18 protein-coding genes, 4 tRNA genes and 3 rRNA genes are annotated in these 24,591 nt (G+C 53.0%); 19 read left to right on the top strand and 6 right to left on the bottom strand.

Annotation, left to right across the window (positions count from 1 at the left end; all coding sequences use genetic code 11):
• Positions 1-2: 2 nt before the first annotated feature.
• The gene (gene viaA, locus FD428_RS21525; RefSeq protein WP_114848148.1) at positions 3-1,454 is read right to left on the bottom strand and encodes an ATPase RavA stimulator ViaA; all 1,452 of its coding nucleotides are present in this window, start codon (positions 1,452-1,454) and stop codon (positions 3-5) included.
• On the bottom strand, positions 1,448-2,944 hold the full coding sequence (gene ravA / locus FD428_RS21520; RefSeq protein ID WP_024130087.1) for an ATPase RavA: 1,497 nt from the start codon (positions 2,942-2,944) through the stop codon (positions 1,448-1,450). Before ravA ends, viaA begins: the two co-directional genes overlap by 7 nt.
• 304 nt (positions 2,945-3,248) lie before the next feature.
• Here ravA and kup point away from each other — a divergent pair, with 304 nt between their 5' ends.
• The 7 genes from kup (at position 3,249) to rbsR (ending at position 11,180) form a co-directional block, all read left to right on the top strand.
• On the top strand, positions 3,249-5,117 hold the full coding sequence (gene kup, locus FD428_RS21515) for a low affinity potassium transporter Kup (RefSeq protein WP_012131104.1): 1,869 nt from the start codon (positions 3,249-3,251) through the stop codon (positions 5,115-5,117).
• A 172-nt stretch (positions 5,118-5,289) separates the two neighbouring features.
• Complete coding sequence (gene rbsD / locus FD428_RS21510) at positions 5,290-5,709, top strand: D-ribose pyranase (protein WP_047460068.1); 420 nt, start codon at positions 5,290-5,292, stop codon at positions 5,707-5,709.
• A 7-nt stretch (positions 5,710-5,716) separates the two neighbouring features.
• A complete protein-coding gene (gene rbsA / locus FD428_RS21505; protein WP_012131106.1) occupies positions 5,717-7,222 on the top strand; it encodes a ribose ABC transporter ATP-binding protein RbsA in 1,506 nt (501 codons plus the stop codon).
• Between the two features lie 5 nt (positions 7,223-7,227).
• Positions 7,228-8,193 (top strand): ribose ABC transporter permease, encoded by a 966-nt coding sequence (rbsC, locus tag FD428_RS21500; RefSeq protein WP_012131107.1) that lies wholly within the window; start codon positions 7,228-7,230, stop codon positions 8,191-8,193.
• A gap of 24 nt (positions 8,194-8,217) precedes the next feature.
• A complete protein-coding gene (rbsB, locus tag FD428_RS21495) occupies positions 8,218-9,108 on the top strand; it encodes a ribose ABC transporter substrate-binding protein RbsB (RefSeq protein ID WP_012131108.1) in 891 nt (296 codons plus the stop codon).
• Positions 9,109-9,248: 140 nt separating this feature from the next.
• Positions 9,249-10,178 carry a ribokinase gene (gene rbsK / locus FD428_RS21490; protein ID WP_049010850.1) on the top strand — a complete coding sequence of 310 codons (930 nt, stop codon included), beginning with the start codon at positions 9,249-9,251 and terminating at the stop codon, positions 10,176-10,178.
• Between the two features lie 3 nt (positions 10,179-10,181).
• A complete protein-coding gene (gene rbsR, locus FD428_RS21485; RefSeq protein ID WP_114848149.1) occupies positions 10,182-11,180 on the top strand; it encodes a ribose operon transcriptional repressor RbsR in 999 nt (332 codons plus the stop codon).
• Here the strand turns inward: rbsR and mdtD are convergent.
• Complete coding sequence (mdtD, locus tag FD428_RS21480; protein WP_114848150.1) at positions 11,146-12,573, bottom strand: multidrug transporter subunit MdtD; 1,428 nt, start codon at positions 12,571-12,573, stop codon at positions 11,146-11,148. The two genes, rbsR and mdtD, sit on opposite strands and share 35 nt — an antisense overlap.
• A gap of 11 nt (positions 12,574-12,584) precedes the next feature.
• Positions 12,585-13,289: a FadR/GntR family transcriptional regulator gene (locus FD428_RS21475; protein WP_012131112.1), complete on the bottom strand. Its 705-nt coding sequence runs from the start codon at positions 13,287-13,289 to the stop codon at positions 12,585-12,587.
• Between the two features lie 481 nt (positions 13,290-13,770).
• Here FD428_RS21475 and FD428_RS21470 point away from each other — a divergent pair.
• From FD428_RS21470 to FD428_RS21440, 7 genes are all read left to right on the top strand, one after another.
• Positions 13,771-15,312 (top strand): 16S ribosomal RNA (locus FD428_RS21470).
• Positions 15,313-15,382: 70 nt separating this feature from the next.
• Positions 15,383-15,459, top strand: a tRNA-Ile gene (locus FD428_RS21465).
• A 108-nt stretch (positions 15,460-15,567) separates the two neighbouring features.
• Positions 15,568-15,643 (top strand) — tRNA-Ala (locus tag FD428_RS21460).
• Between the two features lie 175 nt (positions 15,644-15,818).
• A 23S ribosomal RNA gene (locus FD428_RS21455) occupies positions 15,819-18,724 on the top strand.
• A gap of 94 nt (positions 18,725-18,818) precedes the next feature.
• A 5S ribosomal RNA gene (rrf, locus tag FD428_RS21450) occupies positions 18,819-18,934 on the top strand.
• The 16S, 23S and 5S rRNA genes sit together here with 4 tRNA genes alongside, the layout of an rRNA operon.
• Before the next feature lie 53 nt (positions 18,935-18,987).
• Positions 18,988-19,064 (top strand) — tRNA-Asp (locus FD428_RS21445).
• Positions 19,065-19,072: 8 nt separating this feature from the next.
• Positions 19,073-19,148: transfer RNA gene (locus FD428_RS21440), tRNA-Trp, on the top strand.
• A gap of 103 nt (positions 19,149-19,251) precedes the next feature.
• Here the strand turns inward: FD428_RS21440 and hdfR are convergent.
• A complete protein-coding gene (gene hdfR / locus FD428_RS21435) occupies positions 19,252-20,097 on the bottom strand; it encodes an HTH-type transcriptional regulator HdfR (protein WP_012131114.1) in 846 nt (281 codons plus the stop codon).
• Positions 20,098-20,203: 106 nt separating this feature from the next.
• Between hdfR and maoP the strand changes: the two genes are divergently transcribed.
• Entirely contained in the window at positions 20,204-20,542 is a 339-nt protein-coding gene (gene maoP / locus FD428_RS21430; protein WP_012131115.1) for a macrodomain Ori organization protein MaoP, read from the top strand.
• Between the two features lie 26 nt (positions 20,543-20,568).
• On the opposite strand, the gene FD428_RS21425 is transcribed toward maoP, so the two are convergent.
• Positions 20,569-22,089, bottom strand: a complete 1,521-nt coding sequence (locus FD428_RS21425; RefSeq protein WP_049011333.1) for a YifB family Mg chelatase-like AAA ATPase — start codon at positions 22,087-22,089, stop codon at positions 20,569-20,571.
• Positions 22,090-22,440: 351 nt separating this feature from the next.
• Here FD428_RS21425 and ilvL point away from each other — a divergent pair, with 351 nt between their 5' ends.
• From ilvL to ilvM, 4 genes are all read left to right on the top strand, one after another.
• On the top strand, positions 22,441-22,539 hold the full coding sequence (gene ilvL, locus FD428_RS21420) for an ilv operon leader peptide (RefSeq protein ID WP_001311244.1): 99 nt from the start codon (positions 22,441-22,443) through the stop codon (positions 22,537-22,539).
• 86 nt (positions 22,540-22,625) lie between these two features.
• Positions 22,626-22,676, top strand: coding sequence for a peptide IlvX (gene ilvX / locus FD428_RS21975; RefSeq protein WP_202401504.1), 51 nt, complete (start codon positions 22,626-22,628; stop codon positions 22,674-22,676).
• Between the two features lie 2 nt (positions 22,677-22,678).
• Positions 22,679-24,325, top strand: coding sequence for an acetolactate synthase 2 catalytic subunit (gene ilvG / locus FD428_RS21415; protein WP_049011329.1), 1,647 nt, complete (start codon positions 22,679-22,681; stop codon positions 24,323-24,325).
• Complete coding sequence (gene ilvM / locus FD428_RS21410; RefSeq protein WP_012131119.1) at positions 24,322-24,585, top strand: acetolactate synthase 2 small subunit; 264 nt, start codon at positions 24,322-24,324, stop codon at positions 24,583-24,585. The genes ilvG and ilvM overlap by 4 nt, the downstream gene beginning before the upstream one ends.
• The last annotated feature ends 6 nt before the right edge of the window (positions 24,586-24,591 follow it).

Raw genomic sequence — 24,591 nt, 5'->3', positions numbered from 1 at the left:
ATCTAACGCCGCCAGCGTCGTAGCAGGCGGCTTCGCATCCCGGTATCAAAGCGCCAGATATGGTCGAAAATGCGCATGATGCCGGGTTTGCCATGTGCCGACATCGCCACTGCATGAAAACGGTGCTGGTGTACCCGCTGTAACTCCCCTACTTTATTCACAACATCGTCAGGTAAGCGCTGGGCGATAAAATCTGAAATGACTACCGCATCCGCATCAAACCACTCTCGCCCCTGCATCCGTTCAATAATGGCGCGAAAACAGCTGGCGATATCCGTGCCGCCGCGAAAGCGCTGGCTCAAAAAGCGGATGGCCTGCTCGATGCCTTCTGGGCCAGACAGTTCATAGCGTACGACCTCTGTGGAAAACAGCATGATGAAGCAGCGACGGTTATCCGCCAGCGCGACGCGCATCAGCGCCAGGCAAAAGGCTTTCGCGCACTGCTCGTTAAATCCGCCCATTGAGCCGGAGGTGTCCACGCAAACAATGAATGGCCCGCGCGGCTGTTCGTCAAAATCCTGATGAACGACCGGGCGCTCAGTCACTTTCTCACGCCACGCTTCGCCGTGCAGACGGTACGTGAGCAGCTGTTTTTCCACCAGCCGTCGGTAGAATTCATATTCCAGTTCGGTAATGCCGAGCGTTGCCAGTTCAGGCGGCAGCAGGCGCAGAATGTCGTCGCTTTGCTGAATGCCGTCAACCTGTTCTGGAACGGTCGCCGGTTCGCGCACCAGCGTACGAAACGTCTCCATCGGCGCATCTTTGCGCGGCACCGATTTGGCTTCCCGGGAGCGGCCTAACTGTTCCGCCAGGCGTTTCAGTTCGGGTTGTTCTGCCAGGAAGTCGCCATATTTTACGATCAGCTGATAATCGCCGCGTTTGAGCTGCCCTGCGCTCATGTCCCACAGGCGGCCGGCTGCATGGTCATTTTCCGCCAGGACCGGCTCCAGTTGCCCGCTGAGCGTCATGCGTTCCTGCACTTCACTCAGCAATTGCTCGCGCTCCTCTTCCAGCAACTGGTGATTTAAGGCCGTGGTTTGCACGATCAGGCTTAAACGCCAGCGTTGCAGAAAAAGCGTGTGCAGCGCTGGCGTAAAAGTGGCGTTACTGTCCACCAGTTGCTGGGCTTGCCCGGCATAGGGCGAATGTAGCCGGTGCAGCAACGCTAATATCTGCGGCAATTGCACAATAAACTGCGTTGTTCCAAGAAGCTGGCTTTGTTGATAGCACATCACCTCTTCCGTGAGTTCCGGCGGCACGCGCGCGTCTTTAAGACGGCTGCGCAGCGCTTCGCGCCAGCGGGGAAGATCGTCGGAAATGGCTCTCTTTAATCGGGGGAATTTCTCGAAGAAGATAGCCAGCTGCGGGGAGGCCAGCAAAGTGAGGATAATCTCTTCGATAATCCTCTCTTCACTGACCGCCAGCATGACATTCAGCGTGTCCAGTGTCAGCATTGCTGCGCCTGGCGGATCTGCGCACCAACATCCTGTAGGCTGGCTTCAATACGACCTAACCAGTCGCTATGGATAAACAGACATTTTTGCTGTTCGCTGAACCGGCTGTGCTGCTGGTGCCATTCGCTGTCCAGCGCCTCAAGCTGCTGTTTGATTTCGCCGGGCATTCCCTCTTCTGAACTGCCCGGTAGCGCCAGACGGCTGCCCTGTAGGCTGACGTCGCGCACCACCAGATGCTGAGCGCTATCAACTTCCATATTCAGCGTCTGGGCAAAACCGATCCCGTTGAGTTTGCCGCGGATCTCTCCGCCTTTTGCCAGCCACTGCTCAAGGGCGCTGCGTTCAAAAGCGATATGAATGACTTCCATATCATGCAGTTTAAGCGGTTGTTGCAAAAGCAAGGTTAGCACTGGCGCGCTCGCCTCTGGCGGCAGATCGTAATGGGGACGGCGGCTGAACATTCCTCCCTGACGAACAACGGTAAAGGCTGTTTTATCGCTTTGCTGTTGTTGCAACTGAAGGCGACGTTGCACAATGCCGCCGAGGCGCGTCAGCATTGCCTGTTGCTGCCAGGCGTGCCCGGTCATCAATATTTCAAGCTGTTGCTGCATCAGATTCAGGCTTTGCGCGTCATACCACAGGCAATCTTTCAGCAGGATAAGATCGATTGGCGCAACGGCGTCGCGTCCGCTAAAGAACGCGCTGGCCTGTAACAGACGAATGGCTTTTTTCCAGCGACGGTCGGAAACATAGGGGGCGTCCGGCAGCGCATCAAGCTGCTGGCGCAGCGTGAAAATCAGTTCAAATACATGATCGGGCAGCGTAATGGCGGAAATATCCTTCTGCCACTGATAATACTCTTCATCAGTCACCTGTAATGAGGCTGGCACCGGGTTGTCGCTTTCGTCCTGCTGGCTTACCAGCATGGAGCGGAAATTCGCCTTATCCTGTACTTTATCCAGCCACAGACGAATGAGCATACGGTCGTATAACGCCTCCAGACTGCTGTCTGCTTCGGGAAGCTCGTTTGAGGCCGCCACCAGCAGGCGCATCGGAATTTTTTCTTCGTGCGCGCCGTTACGGAAATGGCGTTCGTTAATGGCGGTCAGCAGAGTGTTCAGGATTGCCGGGCCCGCTTTCCAGATCTCATCCAGAAAGACGATTTCCGCTTCAGGAAGATAACCCGTGGTCAGACGCTCATAGCGACCTTCATCTTTTAGCGCCTGAATGGAGAGAGGACCAAAAACCTCCTCGGGCGTGGAAAAACGCGTCATCAGATACTCAAAGGCGCGGGCGTGCTGAAAGGCGAACTTCAGACGACGGGCTATCAGGCTTTTGGCAATGCCTGGCGGGCCAAGTAAAAAGACGCTCTCACCGCTCAACGCTGCCAGCAGGCAAAGGCGAATGGCGTGGCTACGTTCATAAAGTCCCTTTTCCAGGGCGCTGCTCAGACGGGAAATTCTTTCCGCTAATAAATGTGGGTGAGCCATAATAAGGTGGCGTCCTTCCGCCAGATGTATCATGTTAACAGCGAGTATAGACGTTTCGCCACGAAGCAATAATAGACTGAAGCATCGTTTCTTTTTCTTTGCGCCAGGTTAATCTGACGTCGATTAGGGGTACGATTTTGCGATTAATCGTGCATACTGTGCGCCTTTTTTGTGGGCCAAGGGACTACGCACACATTTCATATATATACACTAAATCATTCAAACTGCATCAAGGTGGCAAAGGAGTGGATCCCCGGGAGCCTTGTCGTTTGAAAGATGCCATGTATAAACGAAAGACGAGTCTATGAGCACTGATAATAAACAATCATTGTCTGCGATCACTCTCGCAGCGATTGGGGTTGTCTATGGTGATATTGGTACCAGCCCACTTTATACACTTCGTGAATGCTTGTCCGGTCAGTTTGGTTTTGGTGTTGAACGTGATGCCGTATTTGGCTTTCTGTCGCTGATTTTCTGGCTGCTGATCTTTGTTGTTTCCATCAAGTATCTGACTTTTGTCATGCGCGCAGATAACGCCGGCGAGGGCGGGATTCTGACCTTAATGTCGCTAGCCGGGCGTAATACATCGGCGAGAATGACGTCCACGCTGGTCATTATGGGGTTAATTGGCGGTAGCTTCTTCTACGGCGAAGTGGTGATTACACCCGCGATCTCAGTCATGTCGGCTATTGAAGGTCTGGAAATTGTGGCGCCGGAACTGGATACCTGGGTCGTCCCGCTTTCTATTATTGTGCTTACTCTGCTGTTTATGATTCAGAAACACGGGACGGGGATGGTCGGTAAGCTGTTTGCGCCGATTATGCTGACGTGGTTTTTGATTCTGGCCGGACTCGGCCTGCGCAGTATCATCGCTAACCCGGATGTGCTTCATGCCCTCAATCCCATGTGGGCGGCGAAATTCTTCCTTGAGTACAAAACGGTGTCGTTTATTGCGCTGGGCGCCGTGGTGCTTTCGATTACCGGGGTTGAGGCGCTGTATGCGGATATGGGGCATTTCGGCAAGCTGCCGATTCGTCTGGCCTGGTTCTCGGTTGTTCTTCCTTCATTAACGTTAAACTACTTTGGTCAGGGCGCATTGCTGCTCAAACACCCGGAAGCGATTAAGAACCCGTTCTTCCTGCTGGCGCCGGAGTGGGCGCTGATCCCGCTACTGATTCTTGCCGCGCTGGCGACGGTTATCGCCTCTCAGGCGGTGATTTCCGGCGTCTTCTCGCTGACGCGCCAGGCGGTGCGGCTGGGATATTTATCGCCCATGCGCATTATCCACACCTCCGAAATGGAGTCCGGGCAGATCTATATTCCGTTCGTGAACTGGATGCTCTATTTTGCGGTGGTTATTGTTATTGTCAGCTTTGAGCGTTCCAGCAACCTGGCGGCGGCATACGGTATTGCCGTTACCGGTACGATGGTGCTGACCTCGATTCTTTCTACCACCGTGGCGCGTAAAAACTGGCACTGGAATAAGTATTTTGTCGCGCTGATTCTGGTGGCGTTCTTGTGCGTTGATGTTCCGCTGTTCTCGGCAAACCTCGACAAGCTGCTGTCGGGCGGCTGGTTGCCGCTGACGCTGGGGATCGTGATGTTCATCATTATGACGACCTGGAAGAGCGAGCGTTTCCGTCTGCTGCGTCGTATGCATGAGCACGGTAACTCCCTGGAAGCCCTGATCGCCTCGCTGGAGAAATCGCCTCCGGTACGCGTCCCCGGTACGGCGGTGTATATGTCCCGCGCGCTGAACGTCATTCCGTTTGCGTTGCTGCATAACCTCAAGCACAACAAGGTGCTGCATGAACGCGTGATTCTGCTGACGCTACGCACGGAAGACGCGCCATACGTACACAATGTTCGCCGGGTGCAGATTGAGCAACTGTCGCCAACCTTCTGGCGCGTGGTGGCCAGCTACGGTTGGCGCGAAACGCCGAACGTTGAGGAAGTGTTCCACCGCTGCGGGCTGGAAGGGCTGAGCTGCCGGATGATGGAAACCTCTTTCTTTATGTCGCATGAATCGCTGATCCTCGGCAAACGTCCGTGGTATTTGCGTCTGCGCGGCAAACTCTATCTGCTGTTGCAGCGTAATGCGCTGCGTGCGCCGGATCAGTTTGAAATCCCGCCAAACCGGGTTATCGAACTGGGAACGCAGGTCGAGATTTAAGCCTTTTAAAATGCCGGGCGGCGTAGCGCCGCCGGGCAATTATCCCCCGCCGCATTTCACTTAGCGAAACGTTTCGACCCCGATCACAATTCCGTTACGTCATGATGGTTTTCTGCTCACTTCCGGGAGTAAACTTATTACCAGCGAAACGTTTCGCTAGTGGGGAAAGAAAATGAAGAAAGGCGCGGTACTTAATTCTGATATTTCATCGGTCATCTCCCGTCTGGGGCATACTGATACGCTGGTAGTGTGTGACGCAGGTTTACCTGTTCCATCCAGTACAACGCGTATCGATATGGCGTTAACCCAGGGCGTACCTTCTTTTATGCAGGTACTGGATGTCGTGACCCATGAAATGCAGGTTGAGGCGGCTATTCTCGCGACGGAAATCAAAGAACATAATCCGCAACTCCACGAAACGTTGCTCAGCCATATTGAGCAACTGCAACAACACCAGGGAAACACCATAGAAATTCGTTACACCACGCATGAACATTTTAAAAAACTAACCGCAGACAGTCAGGCGGTGATTCGCAGCGGGGAGTGCTCCCCGTATGCGAATATTATTCTCTGTGCCGGCGTCACGTTCTGAGGCCATCATGGACGCATTACTGCAACTCAAAGGGATCGATAAAGCGTTCCCGGGCGTGAAAGCGCTATCTGGCGCCGCGTTAAATGTCTATCCAGGCCGCGTAATGGCGCTGGTGGGCGAAAATGGCGCGGGCAAATCCACCATGATGAAAGTCCTGACCGGTATCTATACCCGTGATGCGGGATCGTTATTGTGGCTGGGTAAAGAAACGACCTTCAATGGCCCAAAATCCTCGCAGGAAGCCGGGATCGGCATCATTCACCAGGAACTGAACCTGATCCCGCAGCTCACGATTGCCGAGAATATCTTTCTGGGGCGTGAGTTTGTAAATCGCTTTGGCAAAATCGACTGGAAAAAGATGTATGCCGAAGCGGATGTTCTGCTTGCCAGACTCAATCTGCGCTTCAAAAGCGACAGGCTGGTGGGCGAACTCTCTATCGGCGATCAGCAGATGGTCGAAATCGCCAAGGTACTGAGCTTCGAATCCCGAGTCATCATTATGGATGAACCCACGGATGCGCTCACTGATACCGAAACGGAATCGCTGTTCCGCGTCATCCGCGAGTTGAAATCGCAGGGACGCGGCATTGTCTATATCTCCCACCGCATGAAAGAGATCTTCGAAATTTGCGATGACGTGACGGTTTTCCGCGACGGGCAGTTTATTGCCGAGCGTGAAGTGGCATCGCTGACCGAAGATTCGCTGATTGAAATGATGGTCGGACGTAAGCTTGAAGATCAGTACCCGCGTCTGGATAAAGCGCCAGGCGAGGTACGCCTGAAAGTCGATAACCTGTGCGGTCCCGGGGTTAATAATGTCTCCTTTACTCTGCGCAAAGGGGAAATTCTGGGGATCTCCGGTTTGATGGGCGCCGGGCGTACGGAACTGATGAAAGTGCTGTACGGCGCGCTGCCGCGCACCAGCGGTTACGTCACGCTCGACGGGCATGAAGTGATTACCCGTTCACCGCAGGATGGCCTGGCTAACGGTATTGTTTATATCTCTGAAGACCGTAAACGCGACGGCTTAGTGCTCGGCATGTCGGTAAAAGAGAATATGTCGCTCACCGCGCTGCGTTATTTCAGCCGCGCTGGCGGCAACCTGAAACATAAAGATGAACAGCAGGCGGTGAGTGACTTTATCCGTCTGTTCAATGTGAAAACGCCGTCGATGGAGCAGGCTATCGGGTTGCTCTCTGGCGGCAATCAGCAGAAAGTCGCCATTGCGCGTGGACTGATGACCCGCCCCAAAGTGCTGATCCTCGATGAGCCAACCCGCGGTGTGGACGTTGGCGCGAAAAAAGAAATTTATCAGCTTATCAACCAGTTTAAGGCCGATGGTCTGAGCATCATTCTGGTCTCATCTGAGATGCCAGAAGTATTGGGTATGAGCGATCGCATTATCGTCATGCATGAAGGGCATCTCGGCGGTGAATTCACTCGCGAGCAGGCCACCCAGGAAGTGTTAATGGCTGCCGCTGTGGGCAAGCTTAATCGCGTGAATCAGGAGTAAAAAAGATGACTATCCAGGCTGTTTCTGGTCGCCGTTATTTCACTAAAGCGTGGCTGATGGAGCAGAAATCGCTCATCGCTCTGCTGGTGCTGATCGCGATTGTTTCTACCATGAGTCCCAACTTTTTTACCGTTAATAACCTGTTTAACATTCTCCAGCAAACGTCCGTCAACGCCATCATGGCCGTTGGGATGACGCTGGTTATCCTGACGTCAGGCATCGATCTGTCCGTTGGTTCCCTGCTGGCGCTTACCGGCGCGGTTGCCGCTTCAATTGTAGGGATTGAAGTGAATGCGCTGGTGGCCGTTGCGGCGGCGCTGGCGTTAGGCGCCGCCATTGGCGCGGTGACCGGCGTGATCGTGGCAAAAGGTCGCGTGCAGGCGTTTATCGCCACGCTGGTGATGATGCTTCTGCTGCGCGGCGTCACGATGGTGTACACCAACGGAAGCCCGGTGAATACCGGCTTTACGGATAACGCCGATCTCTTCGGCTGGTTCGGGATTGGCCGCCCGCTGGGCGTTCCGACGCCGGTCTGGATTATGGGCATCGTCTTCCTGGCGGCGTGGTACATGCTGCATCATACTCGCCTGGGTCGCTATATCTATGCGCTGGGCGGCAACGAAGCGGCAACGCGTCTGTCGGGTATCAGCGTCAGTAAAGTCAAAATCATCGTCTATTCGCTTTGTGGTCTGCTGGCCTCGCTGGCGGGCATCATCGAAGTGGCTCGTCTTTCCTCCGCGCAGCCAACGGCGGGTACGGGTTATGAGCTGGATGCCATCGCAGCGGTTGTGTTAGGCGGCACCAGCCTGGCGGGCGGTAAAGGGCGCATTGTTGGGACATTGATCGGCGCATTGATTCTCGGTTTCCTTAATAATGGTTTGAATTTGTTAGGTGTTTCCTCCTATTACCAGATGATCGTCAAAGCGGTGGTGATTTTGCTGGCGGTACTGGTAGACAACAAAAAGCAGTAACAACGACTACAGGACATCTTAAATATGAACATGAAAAAACTGGCTACCCTGGTTTCTGCTGTTGCGCTGAGCGCCACCGTGAGCGCGAATGCGATGGCGAAAGACACCATTGCTCTGGTGATCTCCACGCTCAACAACCCGTTCTTTGTCACCCTGAAAGAGGGGGCGCAGAAAGAAGCGGATAAACTGGGCTATAACCTGGTCGTGCTGGACTCCCAGAACAACCCGGCGAAAGAGCTGGCTAACGTTCAGGATTTAACCGTTCGCGGCACTAAAATTCTGCTGATCAACCCAACCGATTCCGACGCGGTAGGCAACGCGGTTAAGATGGCTAACCAGGCGAAGATTCCGGTTATCACCCTTGATCGCCAGGCAACCAAAGGCGACGTTGTCAGCCACATTGCTTCCGATAACGTGCTGGGCGGCAAAATCGCCGGTGATTACATCGCGAAGAAAGCAGGTGAAGGCGCGAAAGTGATTGAACTGCAAGGCATCGCCGGAACATCCGCAGCGCGTGAGCGTGGCGAAGGCTTCCAGCAGGCCGTTGCGGCACACAAATTTAATGTACTGGCCAGCCAGCCTGCTGACTTTGACCGCACCAAAGGTCTGAACGTCATGCAGAACCTGCTGACTGCGCATCCTGATGTGCAGGCGGTATTCGCACAGAACGACGAAATGGCGCTGGGTGCGCTGCGCGCTCTGCAAACCGCAGGTAAATCTGATGTGATGGTGGTTGGATTTGATGGTACGCCGGATGGCGAGAAGGCGGTAAATGATGGCAAACTGGCTGCGACTATCGCTCAGTTGCCGGATCAGATTGGCGCTAAAGGCGTTGAAACCGCTGATAAAGTACTGAAAGGCGAGAAAGTTCAGGCCAAATATCCGGTTGACCTGAAACTTGTCATCAAGCAGTAATAACGGCTCAGGCCGTTCGCGGTCTGATGGCGACATAAATACGCCATCCTCAGAGAGTTGTTTGAAGATGAAAGCGTAAAAAGAAAAGCAGGGCACGCGCCACCCTAACCCGGTGGCGCACTTTACTGGACATCCCGAACATGAAAACCGCAGGCAACCTTGTCGTCCTTGGCAGTATTAATGCCGATCACATCCTCAACCTCGAATCTTTTCCTGCGCCAGGCGAAACCGTAACGGGCACCCAATATCAGGTGGCATTCGGCGGTAAAGGCGCGAATCAGGCGGTGGCCGCAGGGCGCAGCGGCGCAAATATCGCGTTTATTGCCTGTACTGGCGATGACGATATTGGCGAGAGCGTGCGTAAACAGTTAGCTAGCGATAACATTGATATTGCTCCGGTCAGCGTGATTAACGGGGAATCTACCGGAGTCGCGCTGATTTTTGTTAATGGCGAAGGGGAAAATGTCATCGGCATTCATGCTGGCGCCAATGCCGCATTGTCGCCAGCGCTGGTGGAAGCGCAACGCGAGCGTATCGCCGGGGCTTCTGCGCTATTGATGCAGCTCGAGTCGCCGATTGAAAGCGTGCTGGCGGCGGCAAAAATTGCGCATCAGAACAACACTACCGTTGCGCTTAACCCGGCTCCGGCGCGTGAACTGTCTGATGAGCTGCTGGCGCTGGTGGACATCATTACGCCAAATGAAACCGAAGCGGAAAAGCTCACGGGAATTCGCGTCGAAAGTGATGAAGATGCCGCTAAAGCAGCGCAGGTGCTGCATGATAAAGGCATTCATACCGTACTGATTACGTTAGGCAGCCGCGGCGTGTGGGCCAGCGTGAAGGGCGAAGGCCGTCGTGTGCCGGGGTTTAAAGTGAACGCCGTTGATACGATAGCCGCCGGGGATACTTTTAATGGTGCGTTAGTTACCGCCTTACTGGAAGAGACGCCGCTGCCGGAGGCCATTCGCTTTGCCCATGCCGCTGCTGCGATTGCGGTGACACGCAAAGGTGCGCAACCTTCTGTTCCGTGGCGTGAAGAGATAGAGGCGTTTTTAGGTCAGCAGAGGTAACGTTTGGCTACAATGAAGGATGTTGCCCGTCTGGCGGGCGTTTCCACTTCAACTGTTTCGCACGTTATTAATAAAGATCGCTTTGTCAGTGAAGCTATCACCGGGAAAGTGGAAGCGGCGATTAAAGAGTTAAACTACGCGCCTTCAGCGTTGGCGCGTAGCCTGAAATTAAATCAGACCCGCACAATCGGCATGCTGATCACCGCCAGTACCAATCCTTTTTATTCAGAACTGGTGCGCGGCGTTGAACGTAGCTGCTTCGAGCGGGGCTACAGCCTGGTATTGTGTAATACCGAAGGCGATGAGCAGCGAATGAACCGCAATCTGGAAACGCTGATGCAAAAGCGGGTCGATGGCCTATTGCTGCTCTGTACGGAGACGCATCAACCCTCCCGGGAGATCATGCAGCGTTATCCCTCTATTCCTACCGTGATGATGGACTGGTCGCCCTTTGATGACGAAGGGGATTGCGATCTGATCCAGGACAACTCCCTTCTGGGCGGCGATTTAGCGACGCAATACCTGATTGATAAAGGTTTTACCCGAATAGCCTGCATTACCGGCCCACTGGATAAAACGCCCGCGCGTTTGCGGCTGGAAGGGTATAGGGAGGCCATGAAACGCGCGGGGCTGGAAATTCCTGAAGGGTATGAGATCACAGGAGATTTCGAGTTTGGCGGCGGATTTGAAACCATGCAAATGCTGCTGTCCCATAAACAACGCCCACAGGCGGTATTTGCCGGCAATGATGCAATGGCCGTTGGCGCGTATCAGGCGCTTTATCAGGCAGGGTTGCGCATCCCGCAGGATATGGCGGTGATTGGCTATGATGATATTGAACTGGCGCGCTACATGACGCCGCCGCTGACGACGATTCATCAACCGAAAGATGAACTGGGTGAGTTGGCCATCGACGTGTTGATTCACCGTATGGCACAACCCACGCTACAACAGCAGCGTCTGCAACTTACTCCTGTTCTGATGGCGCGGGGGGCGGTTTAGGTTTGTGCCGTTCTTTGATCAGATTGCGGCCATCTTTGGCTTTCAGCAACATGAACATCAGCGCGGATACCACCGTAATAGCGCCCATCGTAATAAAGGTATAGTGGAACTGTTCAACCGTATTGGTTCCCTCAATCCCTTCATAGAGACGCAATACGGCAGCGCTGATTGCTACCCCTAAACTGATGGAAAGCTGCTGCGTGACGGCCAGCAGGCTGTTGCCGCTGCTGGCGTTATCATCGGTCAGATCTGCAAGGGTGATGGTGTTCATGGCGGTAAACTGCGTGGACATCGCCATCCCCAGAACAAACAGCGGCAGAATCAACATCCATACCGGCATGGCGGGGGATTGCAAAGAGAACTGCGCAATCATCAGGCCAATAAATACCGTAATGCCGACCAGCGTCGTCTTGTACCCCAGTTTACGCAGCACCTGAGTGACCGCTGATTTCGCCAGAATAGAACCCAGCGCCGTCGGGGCCATCATGCAGCCGGCTATCAGCGCCGGGTATCCAAATCCTACCTGTATCATCAGCGGCATCAGGAAGGGAACGCATCCCGTTCCCAGACGCGTGGCGAGGTTTCCAGCTATCCCAACGGAGAACGTGCGCGTTCTGAACAGCGAAAGTGAAATCAACGGCATTGGGTGTCGACGCGCATGGCGAATATAGGCCAGCAGCAGCACGATACTGCTCAGAATAATGGTTAATGCTATCCAGGTTGCGACGATCTTCTCGCCGAAAAGCTCCATTCCGCTGGAGAACAGCACCAGACTCAAACCAAAGAGGAAGAAGCCGGTCATGTCGAAACGGCGTCGCGGCGTGGTGAAGTTTGGCATGTACTTACGGGCATACAGGATACCGACAATGCCAATGGGAATATTAATCAGGAAGATCCAGTGCCAGCTTGCCCATGTCACCAGTATGCCCCCCAATACCGGGCCGAGGATGGGGCCGACCAGGCCTGGCATCGTCACGAAATTCAGAACCGGAAGCAGTTCACTTCGGGGGTAAGCACGTAATAATGCCAGACGGGCGACCGGCATCATCATTGCGCCGCCGATCCCCTGCACCACGCGGAAGACAACCAATTCAGCTAATGAGCCAGAAAGCGCGCATGCCAGCGAGCCGAGCGTAAACAGACTGACGGCAATAATAAAGACGCGACGGGTGCCAAAGCGATCGGCCAGCCATCCGCTTACCGGAATCAGCATCGCGACCGTCAGGGTATAACTGATAATAGCGGACTGCATGGCAAGAGGAGAACGGTTGAGGCTGTGCGCGATAGCGGGTAGAGCGGTATTAAGAATGGTGGCATCCAGCGCCTGCATAAAAAAAGCCATAGCCGCTATCCACGGCAACCCGGCCATACTGCGCGCTTTTTTCTCTGACATTCGGTATCCCGTTACTTGTCCGGTTGTTCGTTCGGCGCTATCAACAATGCCTGGCACGCTTTAAAGGCGCGATCGCCATCACTGTCGGCTATGGCATCTACAATAGCCTGGTGTAAATCCAGCTTCACCACATCGTTATAGGTAATAGAGGTGAAGTAGGTGTGATAGACCGAATGGAACAGCGAGGCAAAAGAGATTAAGAACGGATTCGCGCTCATTTCATAAATATGCTCATGCCACGCCATATCGACTTCAATCCAGCGTTCGCGTCTGAAGTTCTTCTTCAACGCCACCATCTCTTCCATTAAGGTATTCAGATGCGCTTTCTGTTCCGCTGATCCGATCGTCGCTGCCAGTGAACATGCCTGCGGTTCGAGACTGATACGCATCACCAGAAAATGATTAATAACCTGATGGAAGTTTTCTTCTGTCATCCACCAGGTGAGCAGTTCCTGATCGAGGAAGTTCCAGTTTGCCTGCGGCATAACCCGCGTACCAATACGAGGGCGGGGCAACACCATGCCTTTTGCTGTTAGCGTCTTCACTGCCTCACGTACCGCCGTGCGACTCACGCCAAATTGCTCGCCCAGTTCGATTTCTCCGGGAAGAATGGTGCCGGGCGCGTATTCACCCTTTAAGATTCGCTGCGCCAGCTTCTCAGCCAGAACGTAGGAAAGATTTTTCTGTGCAGCTAACTGTTGTGCGCTTAAAGGCATAAATGTTTGTCCTTTTTCTTTTCTTATTCATTAGTATGCCATCAGGAAGTGTGATTAAGGTTGTAAAAACGGCAAATTGCTTATTTTATGGCATGTTAATAGTGGTTTTGCTTAAAAAGAAAGCAGTCGGAAAATAATTTTAAATTTCCCCTTGTCAGGCCGGAATAACTCCCTATAATGCGCCTCCACTGACACGGAACAACGGCACACAGGCCGCCGGGTCAGCGGGGTTCAGCGATGAACGCCGGCAGAGAAAAGTGAAAATAAGCACTTGACTCTGAATGAGGAAAACGTATTATACGTCACCTCGCAACGGTGAGCTGAAAGCCGCGTTGCAACTGCTCTTTAACAATTTATCAGACAATCTGTGTGGGCACTCAAAGTGACATGGATTCTTGACGTCGCAAGACGAAAAATGAATACCAAGTCTCTGAGTGAACACGTAATTCATTACGAAGTTTAATTCACGAGCATCAAACTTAAATTGAAGAGTTTGATCATGGCTCAGATTGAACGCTGGCGGCAGGCCTAACACATGCAAGTCGAACGGTAACAGGAAGCAGCTTGCTGCTTCGCTGACGAGTGGCGGACGGGTGAGTAATGTCTGGGAAACTGCCTGATGGAGGGGGATAACTACTGGAAACGGTAGCTAATACCGCATAACGTCGCAAGACCAAAGAGGGGGACCTTCGGGTCTCTTGCCATCAGATGTGCCCAGATGGGATTAGCTTGTTGGTGGGGTAACGGCTCACCAAGGCGACGATCCCTAGCTGGTCTGAGAGGATGACCAGCCACACTGGAACTGAGACACGGTCCAGACTCCTACGGGAGGCAGCAGTGGGGAATATTGCACAATGGGCGCAAGCCTGATGCAGCCATGCCGCGTGTATGAAGAAGGCCTTCGGGTTGTAAAGTACTTTCAGCGGGGAGGAAGGTGTTGTGGTTAATAACCGCAGCAATTGACGTTACCCGCAGAAGAAGCACCGGCTAACTCCGTGCCAGCAGCCGCGGTAATACGGAGGGTGCAAGCGTTAATCGGAATTACTGGGCGTAAAGCGCACGCAGGCGGTCTGTTAAGTCAGATGTGAAATCCCCGGGCTCAACCTGGGAACTGCATCTGATACTGGCAGGCTTGAGTCTCGTAGAGGGGGGTAGAATTCCAGGTGTAGCGGTGAAATGCGTAGAGATCTGGAGGAATACCGGTGGCGAAGGCGGCCCCCTGGACGAAGACTGACGCTCAGGTGCGAAAGCGTGGGGAGCAAACAGGATTAGATACCCTGGTAGTCCACGCCGTAAACGATGTCGACTTGGAGGTTGTGCCCTTGAGGCGTGGCTTCCGGAGCTAACGCGTTAAGTCGACCGCCTGGGGAGTACGGCCGCAAGGTTAAAACTCAAATGAATTGACGGGGGCCCGCACAAGCGGTGGAGCATGTGGTTTAATTCGATGCAACGCGAAGAACCTTACCTGGTCTTGACATCCACGGAAGGTCTCAGAGATGAGACTGTGCCTTCGGGAGCCGTGAGACAGGTGCTGCATGGCTGTCGTCAGCTCGTGTTGTGAAATGTTGGGTTAAGTCCCGCAACGAGCGCAACCCTTATCCTTTGTTGCCAGCGGTCCGGCCGGGAACTCAAAGGAGACTGCCAGTGATAAACTGGAGGAAGGTGGGGATGACGTCAAGTCATCATGGCCCTTACGACCAGGGCTACACACGTGCTACAATGGCATATACAAAGAGAAGCGACCTCGCGAGAGCAAGCGGACCTCATAAAGTATGTCGTAGTCCGGATTGGAGTCTGCAACTCGACTCCATGAAGTCGGAATCGCTAGTAATCGTGGATCAGAATGCCACGGTGAATACGTTCCCGGGCCTTGTACACACCGCCCGTCACACCATGGGAGTGGGTTGCAAAAGAAGTAGGTAGCTTAACCTTCGGGAGGGCGCTTACCACTTTGTGATTCATGACTGGGGTGAAGTCGTAACAAGGTAACCGTAGGGGAACCTGCGGTTGGATCACCTCCTTACCTTAAAGAACCTGCCTTTGTAGTGTCCACACAGATTGTCTGATGAAAAACGAGCAGTAAAAACCTCTACAGGCTTGTAGCTCAGGTGGTTAGAGCGCACCCCTGATAAGGGTGAGGTCGGTGGTTCAAGTCCACTCAGGCCTACCAAATTCGCTCCCGTGCTTTGTTGTGGCAAAGCTCGCATACCTCAGTATGCTTCGCTTCACCACGCCGCGCCCGGAAACGAATTGGGGATGAGGTTTAACTACATCATATGGGGCTATAGCTCAGCTGGGAGAGCGCCTGCTTTGCACGCAGGAGGTCTGCGGTTCGATCCCGCATAGCTCCACCATATTTTACTGCTCATATAAGAAAACTTCAGAGTGTGCCTGAAAAGGTTCACTGCGAAGTTTTGCTCTTTAAAAATCTGGATCAAGCTGAAAATTGAAACGACACACGTAAAGTGTGTATGAGTCTCTCAAATTTTCGCAACACGAAATGTTTCACGAAACATCTTCGGGTTGTGAGGTTAAGCGACCAAGCGTACACGGTGGATGCCCTGGCAGTCAGAGGCGATGAAGGACGTGCTAATCTGCGAAAAGCGCCGGCGAGGTGATATGAACCCTTGACCCGGCGATGTCCGAATGGGGAAACCCAGTGTGACCTGTCACACTATCGTTAGCTGAATACATAGGCTAACGAGGCGAACCGGGGGAACTGAAACATCTAAGTACCCCGAGGAAAAGAAATCAACCGAGATTCCCCCAGTAGCGGCGAGCGAACGGGGAGGAGCCCAGAGCCTGAATCAGCTTGTGTGTTAGTGGAAGCGTCTGGAAAGTCGCACGGTACAGGGTGATAGTCCCGTACACGAAAACGCACAGGCTGTGAGCTCGATGAGTAGGGCGGGACACGTGGTATCCTGTCTGAATATGGGGGGACCATCCTCCAAGGCTAAATACTCCTGACTGACCGATAGTGAACCAGTACCGTGAGGGAAAGGCGAAAAGAACCCCGGCGAGGGGAGTGAAAAAGAACCTGAAACCGTGTACGTACAAGCAGTGGGAGCCTCTTTTATGGGGTGACTGCGTACCTTTTGTATAATGGGTCAGCGACTTATATTCTGTAGCAAGGTTAACCGCATAGGGGAGCCGAAGGGAAACCGAGTCTTAACTGGGCGTTAAGTTGCAGGGTATAGACCCGAAACCCGGTGATCTAGCCATGGGCAGGTTGAAGGTTGGGTAACACTAACTGGAGGACCGAACCGACTAATGTTGAAAAATTAGCGGATGACCTGTGGCTGGGGGTGAAAGGCCAATCAAACCGGGAGATAGCTGGTTCTCCCCGAAAGCTATTTAGGTAGCGCCTCGTGAATTCATCTCCGGGGGTAGAGCACTGTTTCGGCTAGGGGGCCATCCCGGCTTACCAACCCGATGCAAACTGCGAATACCGGAGAATGTTATCACGGGAGACACACGGCGGGTGCTAACGTCCGTCGTGAAGAGGGAAACAACCCAGACCGCCAGCTAAGGTCCCAAAGTCATGGTTAAGTGGGAAACGATGTGGGAAGGCCCAGACAGCCAGGATGTTGGCTTAGAAGCAGCCATCATTTAAAGAAAGCGTAATAGCTCACTGGTCGAGTCGGCCTGCGCGGAAGATGTAACGGGGCTAAACCATGCACCGAAGCTGCGGCAGCGACACTATGTGTTGTTGGGTAGGGGAGCGTTCTGTAAGCCGTTGAAGGTGGCCTGTGAGGGTTGCTGGAGGTATCAGAAGTGCGAATGCTGACATAAGTAACGATAAAGCGGGTGAAAAGCCCGCTCGCCGGAAGACCAAGGGTTCCTGTCCAACGTTAATCGGGGCAGGGTGAGTCGACCCCTAAGGCGAGGCCGAAAGGCGTAGTCGATGGGAAACAGGTTAATATTCCTGTACTTGGTGTTACTGCGAAGGGGGGACGGAGAAGGCTATGTCGGCCGGGCGACGGTTGTCCCGGTTTAAGCGTGTAGGTGTGTGCTCCAGGCAAATCCGGTGCACTTTAACACTGAGGCGTGATGACGAGGCACTACGGTGCTGAAGTGACAAATGCCCTGCTTCCAGGAAAAGCCTCTAAGCATCAGGTAACATCAAATCGTACCCCAAACCGACACAGGTGGTCAGGTAGAGAATACCAAGGCGCTTGAGAGAACTCGGGTGAAGGAACTAGGCAAAATGGTGCCGTAACTTCGGGAGAAGGCACGCTGATATGTAGGTGAAGTGACTTGCTCATGGAGCTGAAATCAGTCGAAGATACCAGCTGGCTGCAACTGTTTATTAAAAACACAGCACTGTGCAAACACGAAAGTGGACGTATACGGTGTGACGCCTGCCCGGTGCCGGAAGGTTAATTGATGGGGTTATCCCTCGGGAGAAGCTCTTGATCGAAGCCCCGGTAAACGGCGGCCGTAACTATAACGGTCCTAAGGTAGCGAAATTCCTTGTCGGGTAAGTTCCGACCTGCACGAATGGCGTAATGATGGCCAGGCTGTCTCCACCCGAGACTCAGTGAAATTGAACTCGCTGTGAAGATGCAGTGTACCCGCGGCAAGACGGAAAGACCCCGTGAACCTTTACTATAGCTTGACACTGAACACTGGTCCTTGATGTGTAGGATAGGTGGGAGGCTTTGAAGTGTGGACGCCAGTCTGCATGGAGCCGCCCTTGAAATACCACCCTTTAATGGCTGGTGTTCTAACGTGGGCCCGTGATCCGGGTTGCGGACAGTGTCTGGTGGGTAGTTTGACTGGGGCGGTCTCCTCCTAAAGAGTAACGGAGGAGCACGAAGGTCAGCTAATCCTGGTCGGACATCAGGAGGTTAGTGCAATGGCATAAGCTGGCTTGACTGCGAGCGTGACGGCGCGAGCAGGTGCGAAAGCAGGTCATAGTGATCCGGTGGTTCTGAATGGAAGGGCCATCGCTCAACGGATAAAAGGTACTCCGGGGATAACAGGCTGATACCGCCCAAGAGTTCATATCGACGGCGGTGTTTGGCACCTCGATGTCGGCTCATCACATCCTGGGGCTGAAGTAGGTCCCAAGGGTATGGCTGTTCGCCATTTAAAGTGGTACGCGAGCTGGGTTTAGAACGTCGTGAGACAGTTCGGTCCCTATCTGCCGTGGGCGCTGGAGAACTGAGGGGGGCTGCTCCTAGTACGAGAGGACCGGAGTGGACGCATCACTGGTGTTCGGGTTGTCATGCCAATGGCACTGCCCGGTAGCTAAATGCGGAAGAGATAAGTGCTGAAAGCATCTAAGCACGAAACTTGCCCCGAGATGAGTTCTCCCTGACTCCTTGAGAGTCCTGAAGGAACGTTGAAGACGACGACGTTGATAGGCCGGGTGTGTAAGCGCAGCGATGCGTTGAGCTAACCGGTACTAATGAACCGTGAGGCTTAACCTTACAACGCCGAAGATGTTTTGGCGATTTGAGAGACGATTTTCAGCCTGATACAGATTAGTGTTTAATGCGAGAGGCATTAGACGAACAGAATTTGCCTGGCGGCCGTAGCGCGGTGGTCCCACCTGACCCCATGCCGAACTCAGAAGTGAAACGCCGTAGCGCCGATGGTAGTGTGGGGTCTCCCCATGCGAGAGTAGGGAACTGCCAGGCATCAAATTAAGCAGTAAGCTGATGTGAAATCAGTGGATGTAGAAAAATTCGGTGGAGCGGTAGTTCAGTTGGTTAGAATACCTGCCTGTCACGCAGGGGGTCGCGGGTTCGAGTCCCGTCCGTTCCGCCACCCTAATTAGGGGCGTAGTTCAATTGGTAGAGCACCGGTCTCCAAAACCGGGTGTTGGGAGTTCGAGTCTCTCCGCCCCTGCCAGAAAATTATCCTTAGCATTTGCTAAGGATTTTTTTTGCCTGAAAAACGGCCCCCGGCATATCCATTCAACTCCTTTCCCGGCATCCTTGCCATTGCTGTCCCTTTAATCTTCCAGGACGTTTGTTTTTAACAGATCGCGGATCAACGTATGTTTATCGCTATTTTGTAGCCATATTGCATATAACGGGCGTGAAAGCGTAGCGCTGTCGGCAACGGTATGAAGCCCGCCTTTTTCTTTGGCCCAGCCAACTGGAAGCCAACTGCATCCATTAAGAGCAGACAGTTGCTGTCTCGCCAGTTCAGCTGAACTGGTGGTAAGAACGGGAACCTCATCGCTCGCAATCAAACCCACTTCATGCTGTTGAAAATCAGGCCCCCACTCAAGACGCAGATAATTTAATTCATCTTTCATCTGTGATGGGCTGCTGCAATACAATGCGAGTGTGAAATGTCCCAGCAATTGGCTGCTAAACTCATCCATTTTTGGTGCTTCGGTGGTAATGAGCAGATCAAGCTGGCGTTCATGGAGTTGCTTTACTAACGACTGGCGTTGAGCGATCCTGGCTTCAAATTGCAGACTGGCTTGCGGCTCCAGAGACTGATATAAGCGTGCCAGCCAGCCATTGAGCATGCACTCCCACAGAGAAGCGCTGGCACCGATAGAAAACTCATTATGCCGCGATGTATGCGCCACTTCCTTACGTGCCGCCTGCCACGTATTCATCAGCGTTTCTGCATAGGGTAGTAGCTTCTCACCTGCTGCGGTTAAGCGGATATTGTTTCTGTGCCGGGTGAACAGGTTCACACCAAGCTGATTTTCCAGTTGTCTTATCCGAAAACTGACCGCCGATTGGGTCAGGTAGAGCGCTTCTGCCGCTCGTCCAAAGTGGCGTGTCCGGCTAACTTCCAGGAAAGTTTTTAACAATTCCGTATCCACAACGCTCTCCACAAAATTATTTGTCGTAATGATTTAAATCTTTTGTTTTACACTCTGTCAAGCGTAACTAATACTCCGCGCCATAAATAGCTCGGCCAAAGAATTAGGAGCGTGCAGGATGGCGGAAAGCTTTACGACGACTAATCGATATTTCGACAACAAATATTATCCACGCGGATTCTCTCGTCATGGTGATTTCACCATCAAAGAGGCACAACTGCTTGAACGTCATGGTTATGCCTTCAATGAGCTGGATCTGGGGAAACGTGAGCCAGTAACCGAAGAAGAGAGACTGTTTGTCGCGGTATGCCGTGGCGAACGTGAGCCGGTGACAGAAGCAGAACGCGTCTGGTCTAAATATATGACGCGTATTAAGCGTCCAAAACGTTTCCACACTCTGTCTGGCGGTAAACCGCAGATGGAAGGTGCGGAAGACTACACCGAATCTGACGATTAATAAAAAAAGGGCGAAATGCCCTTTTTTTACGTCAGTAGTTTTTGTAAATGAATCAGTAGTCTGTCTATTGCCCGATAGCCCACAGCCTCCTGCAAATGCAGGCGCGTAATATTCTCCGTTTGTTCCAGATCGGCAATGGTACGGGCAACCTTCAGTAAGCGCTGCCAGGCTCGTATAGACAATCCCAGATGTATCAGCGTCTCCTCCAGCCAGTGCGCATCATCACTGTGTAGAGAGCAGTACTTTCGTATACCCTGGCTGTCCAGATGGGCGTTTAGCTTCCCCTGTCGTTCGTACTGGCGTTTCCGTGCGGATATCACCCGTACTTTCACTGTAGCGCTGTCCTCGCCTTTCACCGCTGCCTGGCTGAGTATACCGGGCGGTGGCAGGGGAATTTCGAGCGAGAGATCGAATCGATCGAGAAAGGGGCCGGATAAACGGCTGAGGTAGCGCAACGTCTGTTCCGGGCTACAGCGATTATGGTTCCCCTGATAGTGACCGGTCGGGCTGGGATTCATTGCTGCAATCAGTTGGAAGCGCGCAGGATAGGTGATCTTTGCCCGGGTGCGCGAAAGGTGTATCTGACCAGACTCAATAGGTTCACGTAGCGCATCCAGCGTGCGTCGTTCAAACTCAGGCAGTTCATCCAGAAACAAAATACCGTTGTGCGCCAGCGATATTTCTCCTGGCGCGGGTATTGAACCTCCCCCCACCATTGCCGTTAATGACGCGCTGTGATGAGGCGAGCGGAAAGGACGCCGTTTCCACTGCCTTTGTACCGTATCGGCGTTCACCAGGCTGAGAATCGCCGCACTTTCCAGCGCTTCTTTGTCGCTTAATGATGGCAGTAGCCCATTAATGCGGCTGGCCAGCATGGTTTTTCCCGTACCTGGTGGGCCTATCAGCAGCAGGTTGTGCCCTCCTGCGGCCGTGATTTCCAGGCCTCGTTTCCCCTGTTCCTGACCGATAACATCACTGAGATCGTCATGCAGTAAACAGGCGTCAGAATCGGTAGAGACTGGTTTCTCAAGATCACGTTTCCCTTCCAGAAATGCGCATACCGTTTGCAGATGATCTGCAATCAGGCATCCCTCCCCGCTGATTAGCCCAACTTCCGCCGTATTCTCTTTTGCAACAATGATATGTCTGCCTGCCCGAATCGCCTCGGTTGCACTGGATATCGCGCCTGGAACGCCACGTAACGCACCTGTAAGGGCCAGTTCGCCTACCAGTTCATATTCATTAAGCTTATTTGTTGTAAGTTGCTCTGACGCCGCCAGAAGCGCAATTGCGATAGGTAAATCATATCTTCCGCCCTCTTTGGGTAAATCTGCCGGGGCCAGATTAATGGTGATTTTCTTCGCCGGAAATTCATACCCGCTATTGATGATTGCGCTGCGAACCCGATCCCGGGCCTCCTTTACCGTCGTTTCAGGTAGCCCAACCATTGTTAAACCCGGCAGGCCATTACTGATATGCACCTCGATGGTTATTGGCGGCGCATTAACGCCAAGTGCGGCGCGTGTGTGAACAATCGACAGTGACATAACTCCTCCCGTTGAGAGAATTATGCTGCATTAAAAACCAGAAATATCCTGCATGATTGTTAATTTTCGGCGCATATTCAGGTAATTTTATCGCGTTTTCAAAATATGCTTTGCTGTTCGGAAGCGTGCTCGCAAAAAATAACAGATGCGAAAAAAAGATGGGGGTTGCTGTTGTTTATGAGGCAAAAAGTGAAAATTTTTCATTTCCTGTTTTTTGTATAAAAAACAATGATTTTTTGCTAAACCGTTAGCTGCGTCAGAAAAATGAAAATAAAAATATCTTGTGCTATTGGCGAAAGCTATGGTAACTCTTTAGGCATTCCTTCGAACAAGATGCAAGAATAGACAAAAATGACAGCCCTTCTACGAGTGATTAGCCTGGTCGTGATTAGCGTGGTGGTGATTATTATCCCACCGTGCGGGGCTGCACTTGGACGAGGAAAGGCTTAGAAATCAAGCCTTAACGAACTAAGACCCCCGCACCGAAAGGTCCGGGGGTTTTTTTTGACCTTAAAAACATAAACGAGGAGCAGACAATGACTAATAGCATAAAATTCTGTTTCTCCAGATTTACGGCGGGGATGTAACTATGAATGGGGCACAGTGGGTGGTACATGCTTTGCGAGCACAGGGTGTTGAAACCGTTTTTGGTTATCCCGGTGGCGCAATTATGCCGGTTTACGATGCGTTGTATGACGGCGGCGTGGAACATCTGTTGTGTCGTCACGAGCAGGGTGCGGCGATGGCGGCAATCGGCTATGCGCGTTCAACGGGCAAAACGGGCGTCTGTATCGCCACGTCTGGCCCTGGCGCTACCAATTTGATAACCGGTCTGGCTGACGCACTGTTAGATTCCGTGCCGGTTGTGGCCATCACGGGTCAGGTTTCCGCTCCGTTCATCGGAACGGACGCTTTTCAGGAGGTTGATGTGCTGGGGCTGTCGTTGGCATGTACTAAGCACAGCTTCCTCGTGCAGTCGCTGGAAGAGCTGCCGCGCATCATGGCTGAGGCTTTCCGGGTTGCGAACTCGGGTCGTCCTGGCCCTGTTCTGGTTGATATCCCCAAAGATATCCAGTTAGCCAATGGTTCACTGGAGCCGTATTTCACCACCGTTGAAAACGAAACGGCTTTCCCGCACGCGGACGTTGAGCAGGCGCGTCGGATGATGGCGCAGGCGCAAAAACCGATGCTGTACGTGGGCGGCGGCGTAGGCATGGCGCAGGCCGTACCCGCGCTGCGCGCATTTATCGCTGCGACGCAAATGCCGGTGACCTGCACGTTAAAAGGCCTGGGCGCGGTGGATGCCGACTATCCGTATTATCTCGGTATGTTGGGGATGCATGGCACTAAAGCGGCAAACTTCGCTGTTCAGGAGTGCGATCTGCTGATTGCCGTAGGGGCACGTTTTGATGACCGGGTGACGGGCAAGCTGAATACCTTTGCGCCGAACGCCAGCGTGATCCACATGGATATCGATCCGGCGGAAATGAACAAACTGCGTCAGGCGCATGTCGCGTTGCAGGGCGATCTGAACGCATTATTGCCTGCGCTACAGCAACCGTTAAATATTGACGCCTGGCGTCAGCACAATGCTGAACTGCGTACTGAGCACGCCTGGCGTTACGATCATCCCGGTGAAGCCATCTATGCGCCGCTGCTGTTGAAACAGCTGTCGGAACGTAAACCCGCAGACAGCGTGGTGACGACGGATGTGGGCCAGCATCAGATGTGGTCTGCGCAGCATATGACGTACACTCGCCCGGAGAATTTCATCACCTCCAGCGGCTTAGGTACGATGGGTTTTGGCCTGCCTGCGGCGGTTGGCGCGCAGGTTGCGAGGCCGAATGATACCGTTATCTGTATCTCCGGTGACGGCTCTTTCATGATGAATGTACAAGAGTTGGGCACCGTAAAACGCAAGCAGTTGCCGTTGAAGATTGTCTTACTCGATAACCAGCGGTTAGGTATGGTTCGACAATGGCAACAACTGTTTTTCCAGGAACGATATAGCGAAACCACCCTTACCGATAACCCCGATTTCCTCATGTTAGCCAGCGCCTTCGGCATTCCTGGCCAACACATCACCCGTAAAGACCAGGTTGAAGCGGCGCTCGACACCATGCTGAACAGTGATGGGCCATACCTGCTTCATGTCTCAATCGACGAACTTGAGAATGTCTGGCCCCTGGTGCCGCCTGGCGCCAGTAACTCAGAAATGCTGGAGAAATTATCATGATGCAACATCAGGTCAATGTGGCAGCTCGCTTCAACCCGGAAACGTTAGAACGTGTTTTACGCGTGGTTCGCCACCGTGGTTTTCAGGTGTGCTCCATGAATATGGAAGCCGCCACCGATGCGCAAAATATAAATATCGAATTGACCGTTGCCAGCCCCCGGTCGGTCGACTTACTGTTTAGTCAGTTAAGTAAACTGGTAGATGTTGCACATGTTGCTATCTGCCAGAGCACAACCACATCACAACAAATCCGCGCCTGAGCGCAA

The organism is Citrobacter sp. TBCP-5362, from assembly GCF_005406305.1.
GTDB lineage: Bacteria > Pseudomonadota > Gammaproteobacteria > Enterobacterales > Enterobacteriaceae > Citrobacter_B > Citrobacter_B koseri.
Note: the sequence above shows the minus strand (reverse complement) of the source record. Positions and strands in the feature narration are given on the sequence as shown.